Below are 14,998 nucleotides of genomic sequence, written 5' to 3'. Positions count from 1 at the left end.
AATAGAGTCATTATCCAGCGAGTAAATTATTATCATCTATCATTTTTTGTAATAGTTCAGCATCTGTTGTTGTACTTGCATCGTTACTATAAAGTGTATCTTTGTTTACGTTTTCTAACGTGATCTCTTGGCTAATATCTTCGCCATTTTCTTTAATATGTAATGTTACTGAACCGTTATTCTCCGTGATATCAATAAAGTTATCAGCAGATATCCCATCTGTAACGTTATTTAAAATAGCGCGTAAATCAATGTTGTCACTATTGGCTGTGACATCGAAATCTACAATGGTATCTTGTGCCGGACTAGAGCTGGTTCCTTGATCTTCGGCTTTGAATACAAAGCGATCATTACCGCTACCGCCCGTCATGTTATCGTTATTGGCAGTACCAATGATCACATCATCATTTGCAGTGCCGATAAGCGAATTATCATTTTTATCAGTGATGCTAACGTCGATGGTTTGCGTGACACCTGCAGCCGTTTGTCCATCCAGAGTTGAAATTGGCTCAATAGAAAGAGAGAAATCTTGCTCACTATTAGCAGTCATCGTCAGATCGGCAATATCGTCAAATGCAACTTCCCAACCATTTCCTTTCGCTTGACCTGCTGAGAATGCGAAATCACTAGGGTAACCTGTGATAATAATACTCCCTTGCTCATTAGGCGCAGGATTAAACATTGATAGCTCAAGATTTAGCGCAATCGTCGTTTCGGTTTTAGCTATAACGCTGTTGTACTGAAGATTAAGCTCTGGCGCATCAGGCATAGGTGCAAGAGTTAAACTGATATTCTTCTCAACAGTTTGACCATAATGCGTAATTTCTGTGCCTAAAATAGTATCGGTATCAATACTGCTGGCTTTGAGTGTGATAGTAATGTCGCCAAAAGCATCACCGCTAAATAGGGTTAATTGGTCTAAGGTAGTGCTATTTACTATTGCAGTCGCAATCCATATATCACCACTTTTAATGATACTTATTTCTTGATCACCGATTTGAATTTTATCTAGGCCTGCTAACTGAGTTTGCTCAGCTGCACTAAAGATCACTTCTAAAAATAATGTTTCATTACTATTAGTTTCGGTACTTTCAATATCGACTGGAATCGTGAAGCTTTCACCTTCATCGCCCGATAGGCTCTCTGGTACACCAATAAATTGAATATCATCACCAATAGGATTGACGCCAATAATAACTTCAGAGGTCGATGTTATTATTTCCGTTGTACCAATTTCATTCGTGATCGCATCCAACTTCAATGTGATATCACCACTGAAATCTGTGGGTGGACGAATATAGATACTATCGGCTTGCGCAATATCAAAGCTCCATGATTTTCCAGTATTAGGCAATTGGATAAAGGTCGTGCCACCGTCTGGTGAATAGAACATCACGGCACCATTAGGAACGCCGGATAGATTCAGTGAAATGGTTTCAGAGCCGTCATCATCGTATAAGATTGCGCCTAATCCAACGATATGAATGTAGCCATCTTCATCACCTTGCTCGGTGATGGTATTCGGCATGGTGGCGATATCAGTCACAGGCTCAACGTTAATAATCACAGAAGAGGTTTTGGTCTGAGTATCCGTTTGCGATGATGAATCGGATTTATCGGTGATGTTGGTATCAACAGTAATGGTTAAATCGCCGCTGTAGTTATGAGGCGGCTTTAAAAGCAATTCGTCTAAACGACTTGGATCCAGTACTTGCCAACTACCATCGGGGTTCTGGGCTACTATCGCAGGATCGCCAATCAATTCACCACCAGGTGCTAAGGTGATTGTCATCCAGTTGATGGTTTCTTTACCAGTCGCAGAAGTACCTTCACCCGTGATGGTTTGTCCGTTACTTACACTATCGCCTAACAGCACCGTTAAGTTAATTGCGGTTGCGGTATCTTCTATAATACTGGTGGTATCTGTTGTTGTAATGATGTTATCAACAACCGGAACAACGTCAATTTTGATATGTTGTGTGGTGGTGGATTTTGTACCATTACAGGTAGAGGTTTGAGTGATCGTGATCGGAATATCTAAAGATCCAGCCCAAGCTTCATCTAATCCAATGAATGTCATATTGGAAAGACCATTTTCTGTGATGGTGTAACCAATAATTTCACCCGCATCGTTATATTCGGTAATGATACCGCTAAAGTCGGGAGTATTTTTGTTACTTATAATTTCAACATTGTCAGGTAAGTCATTAACGTCAATAAAAAAGGAGAGGGCGATTTCTGGGTTATTATCAATATCGCCATTTAGTAGACCTGATGAATTAATATCTTCGCCTTCTTTAGCAATAATCATATCACCTTGAATTTTATCTGGCGCTTCGGTCGGAGGACATGAACCTCCACCTCCTGTTTTACCTGTGATCTGGATCTGAACGGGTGCTTCTAAAAAGCGAGAATCGTTGCCGTCAACCACACGAGCTTTAACCACAAGATCAATCACCTGTGTATTAAAGCTAGCGCTTACGGTTGCTCCAGCTAACAGATCTTGCATTGCTTCTTTAATGCTAGCGCTTGTTAAGCCCGTTGCGGGAATAATCCAGTTACCACTACCGTCAATATGGGCACCGTTAGGGTGATCGATGATGAGATTAATGCCATCAGGTACTTCGATCACGATGTAATCTAGATACTCTGAGCCATCCAGATCTTCATCGATAAAGTGAACCGCATTGGTTAAATCAATAGGGATATCACCGGTACTACTTAACAGATCTTCTGTAGATTCTAAGCGCGTATCGGTTTCAACGACCCCTGCAACATCAACTTGGATAATGGCATTGATGTTTTTACTCGCTGTTTGTCCGGAAGTTGACGTATCCGTTACTTCATAATTAATCTTGATATCAAAAATGCCACTGAGATCTTCATCAGCATGAATGGTCACGCGACCACTGTTAATAAATTCAGCCCATGATTGGTTGCCTTTATAGTTAGCAAGATCGAGCCCATTAGCAGGAATAACAACTTCTACACCATCAATAAACAGGGTTAACCCATCTGGTAAATCGGTGATTTTATAACCTGTCAGCGTTTCACTGTTGTCGCTATCTTTTCTGATGGTCGGCTCAACTAAAAATGAGATAGGTTGATCTTCAAAACCTGTGTTTTGCAATATTTGCAATATAGGGCGACCTTCCTTATCTATCTCATTTTTCTCATCAACAGCAGGCAAGACTTCAATATCCACCTTGTAGTTAAATTCACCACTCGCACCGTCGGGCTCGGTAGAAATTACAATAACATCAAATGTTAAGTTGCCACTCATGTCTTCAGGGGTGGACAAATACGTCGATGTTAATTGATCGGATGTGATCCGATAGATCAACCCCGTTGAAGCATCCTTACCGACAATTTCAAGGTTTAAAGGCTTGCCATGAAAATCGATAAACTTCACACCGTCAGGCAAGTTGGTGATTAAGATGGTTATCTCTTCTGATTTATCGTTATCACTGGTGGTAATTAAAAAATCGAGCGGTAATGGCTTATCTTCATCAAAACCATTAATGCCTTTGAGCGTGCCCTTAAAGCCAGTGGTGTTATCTGTGCTACTAGCAATGTATTGCCAATGCCCATTACCGCCGTCTGTAATGTCTGGGCGGTCAATGGTGCCTTTTAAGTTAATAGAAATAGTCTTGGTCGCACCCTCTGTACTGGTAGCAGAGGTGAGTCCGTTAATAGCGGCTTCAGTAGATATAGCCGTTACTTCAATAGTGAGTTTTTCAGTGTGTGAACTGATATCAGCTTTTGGATGAAGCTGTGCTTGACCATTTTCAATATATTCTGCACTCACAATATAGATGCCAGATCCGGCAGGCTCTTCTACCGCATCGCCACCTTGAATTGACCAACCATCTTGCACTTTAATTCGGTAACTTAGGCTTTCAGAACCATCGTTATCAGTTAATTTACCAATAATGGCCTTACTGAGATCAATAGGCTGATCTTCATGGCCTTTAAGGTTTTTAACCGAGAGTTTTGGCGCATCCGCTTCAGGAATAATATTTACTGTGACAAGACGTTGCGATTCTTCTGTTCGATCGGTACTTTTATCAAGGAACTGATTGCCTTTTTCTGTGCTGAGCGCAGTAATGGTGAAGGTAAATGTGCCTGCTGAGTGTTTATCAGAAAATATCTTCACATCATTAATTTGATCAGCGTTAATGATTTTGCCGTCGCTAATGATGGTGTTACCTAGTTTGAGTGTAATGCCGTCTGGGATCCCTGAAATTCGGTATTTAAGGGTTTCTGAACCATCGGTGTCTTGTAGATCCGCCGCAACATTGAGTTGAATGCCATTACTATCATCTTCGACTGCGGTGTACTCGTAATCTTTAGCCTCGTCCCAAATCGCGGCATCAGCATCAGGTAGCACCTTGATAGTGAGATCTTTGGTCAGTGTTTTATCTTGGTTATTGGTTGATATCGTCGCTGTTATTTTAAGCACAACTGTATCTTGTTGATTAACCGCAGTATTTGATGCTGGCTGGTAAGTGAGGGCGCCATTTGGCTTATAAAAATCACCTTCACTAATAAAGTCGCTAAGGGTAATTACGCCATTTGTTGCCGTTAGCAAATTGCCATCTAAATACAGCTGTCCACCCGCTAATGAGCTTTCACTGATTGTGATAGTGCTAAGTGATTCATTCTGGTCAATATCACCAAGGAATACTTGAATCGTGAGTGGGTTACTCATACTGTCTTCAAGTGTCTGCTCTGCATTCACCTCAATACGACCAGGATCATCTGCAAATGATAGTTTCTTGGTTCTTACCGCAGTGTCACCATCGCTGTCTTTAACGGTGTAGCTGAAATCATCACTGATTTCGCCACTACTTTCCTTACTGGCAATCGTCTTAATAATGACAGTGCCATCTGCATTAACAGATATAGTGCCATATTTAGTGTGTGGATTCGTTTGGGTATTTATTAAATCAATTGGATTGCCGTCTGCTGGGTACTCTTTGCCACGATACTTGATACTGACGACCTCACCACCATCAGCACCAGTAACGCCTCTAGATAATAGACGTAGCGTCTTATCAACACCCTCAACAACAGCAAGTTGTTCATCAGGACCTGCAACAGGGATATCGTCAGTCACTGTCACTTCAAAAGGTGTGGTGGCTGACACATCACCATCTACGTCTGTGGCAATGGCGCCAAACTCTAAATTAAGCACACCTTGACTTGATGATGACGGACGGTCAATCGCTTCGAAAAGCTCAAATTGCACGGTACCATCTAGATTGACTTTAATACGGAAAATATCATTACCGTTTGCTGTTGCGTTATACCAACCGTTCGTATCTGCTGCGCTAAGTGTGATGTTTTCACCACCACTGGTATAGTTTTGACTATTAAACTGCGCAGTATCTAGATGCACTGAAGCAAGCTCATCACTACTTTGGTTAAAGCTGAGTGTTGGTGCTGACGTGGTTGATGCATCAACGGCTAAATTATCATCCAGTAAGTCATTTTCGTGCACGTTAAGGTTACTGTTAGCGGTAATGCTAGGCACTAAACCATCTAAAATACTTACCGTTACGTTTGATGTGCTCGAGCTGCCATCACTGTCTTTCGCTTCAACGGGCAGTAATAAATTAAGTTCGGTATCGTTGCCATTGGTATGGTCGATAGACTCATTGAGCGTCACTGTGATTGTTGCATTTGCTGCACTACCCGATGGTACTGCACCAATATCTGATAAATGGACAGAAAAGATCACTGTGCCATCAGGTAATGATGCGTTATAGGTGTTACTGCCATCAAATTGCCAAGTTAATGCTTGTCCTTGGTAGGTGATGTTATTGCCATCACTACTTTTCACCGTACCCGATAAAACAAGATTTAAATCGACGATAGGATCTTGTCCTGCGGTTACTGTGATTGTGGCGTCTGCTTGGTTTGAACTACCTGCTGGTGAAGAAGCACTCATCGGCGTTTCTGATATTTCTATTGACGTTGTATTAATAACAGGGGCATTACCATCAACAATGACAACATCGATAGCCGTTTGGTTAATATCTCCGTCGTTGTCTTTAATAAAGACCGGAATAGAAATAGTTAATTCATCGTTTACGCTGGTTTGATCCAGTGCCTGATGCAGGGTAAAAACATAGTCAACGGTTGAGTTTGCTTCTGCATCTGGGCGAGAAGATAAGCTTATTTCAAAGACTTTACCTGAGCTTGTTCTTGCTTCAATAGTTTGATTATCATTAGAGATCACATAGGAAATCGCTTTTCCACCACTGGTTAAACCGGTTGGTAGTTGGCTTAAAGCAAAATACAGCGGACTTTGCTCTGTGGTGCCATTTAAACCATCACTACCAATGGTGACGGTGATCGTGCCTGTTTGTTGCAATGGTTGATTAGGTTGATTAGGTTGATTTGACGGATTAGATAGATCCGTTTCTTTAAACTCTAATTGCCCAGATGCGGCTAATACTGGATTCGCGCCATCTTCGATAACCCAATCAAATTTCCCTGTTGGAGTTGCAGTACCATCACTGTCAACGGCATCAATAAACAGAGGTAGGGTGATAGCATCAGCTAAACCTTGTTGATTGAGAGGGAAGTGTTGTACCAAGGTGACAGTACCCGTCGCGTTATCGCCTGAGGCGGTTGCCGATAAACTCAAGGTAAAAATAGTGTCGCCACCCGCTTTGGCGGTGATTGTTTTACCATCGGCGCTGACGGTGTAACTAAGCGATGATGGTGAGATACCAGAATACAAATTTAGTGCTTCAAGTGCCGTTATTGTCTGGGAATTAAATGTTAGGCTACTTGGATCAGGATTATCTGCTCCAGCTTGTACAGTAAACTCACCCTTGTAGGTAGCGCTTCCAGCTGAAATCACATTTTCAACCGTCTTTGCATTATCATCGAGTATGACATTGGCAAGACCATCTTTAACTGAAATTGTAAGGCTTGCATTGTTCTCGTATTGATCTTTATCTGAAGCGACGTAATCAATGAAAAGGTTGATATCACCTTGGCTATGATTAAGATTGCGATTGGCGGTAAATGTCCATTCGCCATCACTATTGATGGTGAACTTTCCTTCAGGAAGATCAAAGGAAACCGATGTGTTATTCAGTGCCTTTGTCTCTCCATTAATAGTGATACTTTTAACGAAAAGAGAAGCATCGACATCCACATCATTGGTTAGCACATTACCTGTAACAACGTTGCCTTCAATAACGTCACTCGTATCATCGACAATCTCAGGTGCGGCATCTTGAATATTGATCTCGATTGGCACGATGACAGTTTCACTCGTACCATCATTATCCGTTTGAATACCGTCAATGAAGATCACTGTTTCAGTATTAGGGTTGCCGGGGGAGTGATCAATGGCAGCACTTAATGTTGTTTTTACTGTTTGAGTGCTAGGGTCAATAACCGCAGTGAGTACGGTTGTGGTGGCTGTTTGTACGGTTAGCGTTAAGCCGTCAGCAGAAATAGTAACGGTAACGTCTTTACCATTAGAAGTTAACTGTTCTAAAGCACTCTGCGCTGCGCCGAAAGTAAATTCGGCGAATTCAATATTAATCGTTGAGCTTGATTCAATTGAAGATTCCGTTTCTAGCGCTTTTTCAGCGAAAGTCATATCGCTTGAGCTCGCGAATGTGGGCATATCGTCACTAGCAGTATTACCTGCAGCGTCTGTAACTGTGGCGATCATCTCCCAGGTTTGCTGTGGATCTAATTGAGACAATTCAATGTTATCTATACGCCAATTACCTGAGCTATCTACTGTTGTTGTCAGAGATACAGTATCTACTCCGTCACTAAAGGTAACGGTTATCTTATCGCCAGCTTGGGTACCTGTTGTTGAACCTTGCAAGTAAGGCACTTGACCATTTTTTAATGCCGAGACATTTAAGCCTCCTTGCTGGTAACTGCTTGTATCAATATCAATAGTAAGTACTGACGTATCTTTGATGATGGTATTGCTTGTTTCTTTAGTATTACCTGCGATATCAATCACTTCTGTGGTAACGGTTAACTCGCCTTCAGAAAAAGCTGATAAATCAACATCATCAATTTGCCATGCACCATTGATAACCGAAGTGGACAGGGTGAGAGTTTTACCATTGTTATCAGTTACTTTTACTGTGACTGGTTGATTATCTTCAACAAAATCAACGTCACCAAACAGAGTGGTTTTAGCATCGATTTCAGCTTTATTTAAAAAGCTATCGCCATTAGCTTCAAAGTTCGACGTGATTTCAGCAAGGGTATCTTTGGTAATGGTATCAGTGGCCGAGGTTGTATTACCTGCAATATCGGTCGCTGTGGTCGTAACGGTGAGTTGACCTTCAGCGAGTGTCGTGAGATCGGCGTCATTTACTGTCCACTTTCCGTTATTTACCGTCGTGGTATAAATTTTTTCAGTACCATTGCTATCTGTGATGGTAATAGAAACGGTTTGTCCGTCTTCTATATTTTCAACAGCGCCAAATAAATTGGTTATGGGGGTTTCAACGGCGTTGAGATACGTATCGCCTTTACCATCAACGCTGGTCGTAATATTTGCCGCAGTATCTTTGATGATAGTGTTGGTAGCAGAGGCTGGGTTGCCCGCAATATCAGTAGTTTCAGCGAGAACGGTTATTTCACCGTCTGTTAAATTGGTTAAGTCGGCATTGTTAACTGTCCATTTACCTGCGCTGATAGTGCTTGCAAAGGTTTTCTCTAAGCCTTGGCTGTCAGTGACGGTAATAGTCACGGTTTGTCCATCTTCAATATTGGCGATAGTGCCAAACAGCTCAGTCGTTGAGATTTCGGCTTGATTAAGGAAGCGATCACCGTTGCCTTCAAAATCCGCCGTAATAGTCGCTAAGGTATCTTTGATGATGGTGTCTGTGGCTGATACTTGGTTACCTGCAAGATCAACAGTAGCAGCGATGACAGTGAGCTCACCTTCGCTAAGTCCTGTTAAGTCAGCATTATCAACTGTCCAATTACCATTAATGACGGTGGTGGTATAGATTTTTTCTAATCCGTTACTATCGGTGATGGTAATGGTAATGAACTGTCCATCTTCGACATTTTCGATCTTACCCAATAAATTGGTAACTGGAATTTCAACGCGGTTGAGGTACTCATCGCCTTTACCATCAAAATCGGCGCTAATACCAGTGAATGTGTCTTTGGTAATAGTGTTGGAAGCAGACGATGTGTTACCAGCAAGATCAACTGTTTCAGCATTGACTGTCAGTTCACCTTCAGCGAAATCGGTTAAGTCGGCATCTTCTATTGTCCATTTGCCATCAATCACAGTGGTTTCGAACGACTTTTCTAGGCCGTTACTGTCGGTGACTTTAATTGCAACGGTTTGACCATCTTCAACATTGGATACCGAGCCAAAAAGATCGGTCACAGAGATTTCATCACGATTAAGATACTCATCCCCCTTACCATCAAAGTTAGCCGTAATGGTAGAAAGGGTATCTTTGATAATGGTGTTGGTAGTCGACGCTGGGTTGCCTGCAACATCAATAACTTCAGCAGTAACGGTTAACTCGCCCTCTGCAAGTGCAGATAAATCAACATCATCAATTTGCCATGCACCGCTTATGACTGTAGTGGTCAGGGTGATAGTTTTACTATTGCTATCTGTTACTTTGACTGTGACTGGTTGATTGTCTTCAACAAAATCAACGTCACCAAACAGGGTGGTTTTAGCGTCGATTTCGGCTTTATTTAAAAAGCTATCGCCATTAGCTTCAAAGTTCGCTGTAATTTCAGCAAGGGTATCTTTGATAATGGTGTTAGTGGCCGATGTTGTATTACCTGCAATATCGGTGGCTGTGGTCGTAACGGTGAGTTGACCTTCAGCAAGCGATGTTAGATCTGCGTCATTTACTGTCCATTTACCATTATTAACAGTGGCGGTGTAAATTTTCTCGGCACCGCTGCTATCTGCGATAGCAATAGTCACTGTTTGTCCGTCTTCTATATTTTCAACAGCGCCAAATAAATCGGTTATGGGTGTTTCAACGGCGTTGAGGTACGCATCGCCTTTACCATCAACGCTGGTCGTAATATTTGCCGCAGTATCTTTGATAATAGTGTTGGTAGCAGAGGCTGGGTTACCCGCAATATCGGTAGTTTCAGCGAGAACGGTTAGTTCACCGTCTGCTAAATCGGTTAAGTCGGCCTTACTAACTGTCCATTTCCCTGTGCTAACAGTGCTTTCAAAGGTTTTCTCTAAGCCTTGGCTGTCAGTGACGGTAATAGTAACGGTTTGTCCATCTTCAATATTAGCGATACTACCAAACAGCTCAGTCGTTGAGACTTCGGCTTGATTGAGGAAGCGATCACCGTTGCCGTCAAAATCAGCCGTAATAGTGGCTAAGGTATCTTTGATGATGGTGCTGGTGGCGGAAGCAGGATTTCCCGCAATATCGACGGTTTCTGCTAGAACAGTGAGTTCACCTTCAGCAAGAGAAGAAAGATCAGCATTATTTATTTGCCAAGCAGCCGCATCATCATTGGCGGTTTCAAAGCGTAGTGTTTTACCTTGGCTATCGGTTATGGTGATAAATATTGGTTGATCATTTTCAACAAAATTTATTTCACCGAATAAATCACTATTTGTAATTTCAGATAGGTTTAAGTAATTATCACCTTTACCGTCAATTTTTGCGTTTATTTCAGCAAAGGTATCTTTGATTGTTGTGTCTTTGGCATCAACAACATTGCCGTAGAAGTCAGTAACAGAGGCATAAATAGAAAGCTCACCTTCAGCAAGAGAGCTCAAGTCTTGATGATTAACTATCCATTTTTGATTTTGTACGACTGCACTGGCAGTGAATACTTTGCCGTTAATATCTGTCACAGTAACGATAACTATTCTGCCATCTTCAATATCAATAGCGTCGCCCAGTAGTACCGCAGAAGGTGTTTCAAATCGGCTTTTATAACCATCGTTACCATCAATAATGGAGGCTGATAACGTCGCAGAAGCTTTAAGAGATGGGATAGCATCTGCAACAGATTCATTTTCTGTTTTTTGAATGGATGCTATTGAACGAGTACTAAATCCCGCTTTGGGTAAGGTTTCAGCTAATGTGGCTTTTATCTGAGAAATAAAAGAAGCGCTGTTGCTTGATAATGGCTCTTGGCCAATATTGGTATCAAGAAAAAACTGGGTACGATGCGAAGAGCTCTCGATAACAGGGGCATCATCTTGGTGGGTTTGTGTTTTTAAAATGTCATTGATGTAGGCTCTTTCTTTGATGAAAGGAATCGACTGATCGATAATTTCTGAAGCTGGAATTTGAACCCATTCGCCTGACTCTGTAATTTTCCAGATAATACCTTCAATAACAACATACATCATTGGCTTCATCCTTGACCCCTGTCTTTTTATTCTTCTTGTAAAATCGGTATTTCGATGAAATTTTGTATCATAAAGCTATTGATACAAATATCCATATTAGAGTTAAAAACTTTTTAAAAACATTAAATTAACATAATAGTTTTATCAGTAACTGTTTTTTGTGATCTTAGTTCATGATTTTTCGCTAAAAGGTAATGTGATTGTTATTATGTTGTTCTGTTTTAACAGATATATTAAGAGGGTTCTAAAAGGGAAGTGAAACGAGAGTGGTTCTTAATATACGTACTGCTATCGGTTTAATAGCAGTACGTGAAGATATGATTAAATGTTATTTGCCACTGGCTGGATGAAATTGCTGACCTGTCATTGTTACTTCTAACTGCGGTGATGCAATATCAATATGATTTTTAATGAACTTGTTCTTAATTCGGCAGTGGAGGTCATGAGTTAAGCTTAACCTATGCCCCGTTTCCGCTGCATAAGCACGTAATTCAAATTGTTGGCAATTAGCGGTTAAACCTAAGAAGAACACTTCAGGTGCTGGATTATCGAGTACCAGTTCACATTCCTCTGCCGCTTCAAATAATAATTGTGTTACTAGCTCAGGATCGGCTTTAAATTTCACATTGATTGAAAGATTGACTCGAGTAATTGCATCGGACAACGACCAGTTAATAAATTGCTCAGTAACAAACGCTTTATTAGGCACGATCACTTCTTTTCTATCCCAGTCCACAATCGTAGTTGCGCGGGTTTTTATTTTCGCGACTACGCCTGTGAGATCGCGAATTGTCACTGTATCACCAATACGTATTGGTTTTTCAAACAAGATAATTAAGCCAGAAATGAAGTTGGCAAATATCTCCTGCATACCAAAACCAATACCGACACCAAGGGCCGCGACTAGCCATTGCATCTTGCTCCAGTCAAAACCAATTAATGCCGAGCCAACAATAATCCCGATGAAAATAGCTAAATAGCGAGTAACAGAAGTTATCGCATAACCCGTACCTGGGCTTAAATCAAGATGCTGCAGAATAAGCAGCTCCATCGCACCGGGTAAATCGCGTGCCAAAATAACCGTTAAGCCAAAAGCAAATACTGCCAGTAAAACACTTTGTAACGTAATGGTATGTAGCTCTTCAATGCCGTTGATGGTATTGGTTACATCCCATAGCGTGACACCTTCTAATAGTGATGTGGCTTGATAAAAGTCGGAAAACAACCAACTTAGAATAAACAGATAAATCAGTGATAATAGCGAGCGTAATAAACGCAGTGATTGAGCACTGATTTTATCTAAGTCTACTTTCGGCTCTTCAATGTCAATGCTGAGATCGTTACTAACGTGGTGATCGTCTTTCTCTTCCAACATTTCTGCTTGACGCTGAGCAATGATTTCTTGGCGTTTTGCTTTTGCACGTTCAAATGCTAATCGACGTTTTTGTATTAACATCAATCTTTTTATTAAGAAGTACACCAGTAAGACGACAACACCAATCACGGCACCTTGCTGAATACGTAGCATGATGGTTTGTGATGTGGCTAAGTACCCATTGAGTGCCGCATAGTTGAGTACCTGTGGGGTAATGATGAGTACCCACCAAAAGATATGGTGTCCAATATGGGCTTTTCCTTCAGGCAAATCACCATAGGTCATTGGCATCTTGAGTTTCCACAATCGCCAATGGAAAAAACTGATAGCGATATTAGAAATAATAAAAGCTAATCGTCCAAGGGTAGCCGTTGTATCGAGTTCACTTGTTAGCATAGTGAATTGCTGCAAGATAAGTGCTGGAATAAACACCATCATTAAGCGTCGATAATTATCTAATGCTTTATTCGTAATTTCTTCAGACCAACCAAAGTGACTGATGAAAAGTCCATCTTTGCGGCATAACTCTCGAATGAAAAAGAACACAACCAGTGCATAAGGTAGCGATAGGGCTTGGCCTAAATGGAAAATAAAGGGTAACTGCCAAGCAAGGCTTAAAGTATAACCAACAACAAATATGATCAGAGGGATTGGCCATGCCAGAAGGAAGGCTATCGCAACATTGGTGTAGCTATAACGGAATTTATCTTCAGTGACACGGTTAATTCGTTTGCTGGTTTTTTCTAAATAAAGTACCCAATGCTTTTTGGCAAAATATAGAAATGCAAGCAGTGAAGCAATGACAAATATACTAGCAAACAATGAGTAAGGGCTAATAAAGTGCGGAACTTTAACAAGACCTATCCATTGTGTTGGAGAAAAGAACCATTTGATTTTTTCACCCATTTGCTTGATGACATCAAAGCTGAGTGGGTTAGTATTGGGTGCCCAAAAAAGTAATTTTGCTGATTCATTTTTAATCTTGATCAGCATGCTATTTAGGCGATCGAAAATAACTTTAAGCTTGGCTTGTTGGTAAATTAACGTTTCAGACGCTTTATTAATATCACTATATAGTTTGAGATTATCTTGTATTAGCGCGTGTAAACGATCAATTTGTTGCGGTGATAGATTACTGGTACTGATCTTTTCTTTGTTATTTTTAAGTAAATCAGACTGTTGTTGATAATCATAAAGTCGAATTTGATTACGGGCGACATCACGATTAAGTTTATCAATCGGTGGATTTGACGGTAAACTTTGTAATCGGTTACGAAGATTCTCACTAATAATTGGGCTTATTTTAAGCCAATCAGCCATGACTCTTAATGCATCTGCTGTTTGTGTGGTTTCAGTAATTTGCTCATTGGTTGTACTAATAGACTGCTGTGTTTGTTCAATATTAGACGTCAGCGCTGCTAGCTCAGAAGACAAATGCTTGTTTAATGTTAACTGCTGTTTAATCACTTCTGGCTGGTTTTGAATATCAGCTTGTAGCTCTTCATTTTGCTCATCATTTTCAGAAACGTTAGAGCGTAAAACACGATTAAGTGTATTTTGTAAGTTATTACGATATGCCTGATGAGCTTCAATTTGTAAGTTTTCATATTGCAGATTTAGTTTTGCTAACGCACGACGATTACCTGCACTTAGCTGTTCAGCTTCCAGCATAAATAAATGACTAGTCGTATATTGCTCGGCGATTTGGAGCAGCATGATAGCTTCTGTGTTATTGCCCCGTTGCGCTTGAGATAGCTCTTTAGTGATACTTTGTTTTTGTGTTCTTAACTTATTGGTTTGATATGAGAAATCGTCAATACCATGCTCAATTTCAATTAAAATATTGCGGTATGACTGGCGTGCTATTTCTAGTTGGATCAGCTTGGTATCTTGCTCTGCAATTTCTAATGTTAGCTGGTCGTGATCCCAGTCGTTAGATTCTGGGAATTCTGTCGCGTTAAAATTCGCTATTTGATCTTGAACTCTTGCCTTATCTTCTGGATAGGAGTTCATTAATTTTTCATAACTGCGTGTTGCTTGATTAAAGTTTTTAGTTTTCTCAAGCTGGTTTTCCGCTGTTTGATAGGCAGAAAGCTGTTTGATTATTTCAGGCGTTTTTTGTTGCGCTTCAAGCTGACTGATCTTGTTGGCAATAATGTGTTGGTGTGATGCATTCTCTTCAGCAGATAGTGGGGTGGAAATGAGAAAGAATAAGAAGAGATAAAAAAATGAGAAAAATCGCATAAAAAACCTGT

2 protein-coding genes are annotated in these 14,998 nt (G+C 40.8%); both read right to left on the bottom strand.

The genetic code is table 11. The features are described 5' to 3' along the window. Nucleotides 1-10: 10 nt before the first annotated feature. Nucleotides 11-11,368: an Ig-like domain-containing protein gene (locus tag C9J45_RS01035; protein WP_107292056.1), complete on the bottom strand. Its 11,358-nt coding sequence runs from the start codon at nt 11,366-11,368 to the stop codon at nt 11-13. 328 nt (nt 11,369-11,696) lie between these two features. Then, entirely contained in the window at nt 11,697-14,987 is a 3,291-nt protein-coding gene (mscM, locus tag C9J45_RS01030) for a miniconductance mechanosensitive channel MscM (protein ID WP_107292055.1), read from the bottom strand. Nucleotides 14,988-14,998 lie beyond the last annotated feature (11 nt).

The organism is Photobacterium sp. GB-1 (assembly GCF_003026165.1).
In the GTDB taxonomy this organism is placed as follows: Bacteria; Pseudomonadota; Gammaproteobacteria; order Enterobacterales; family Vibrionaceae; genus Photobacterium.
Note: the sequence above shows the minus strand (reverse complement) of the source record. Positions and strands in the feature narration are given on the sequence as shown.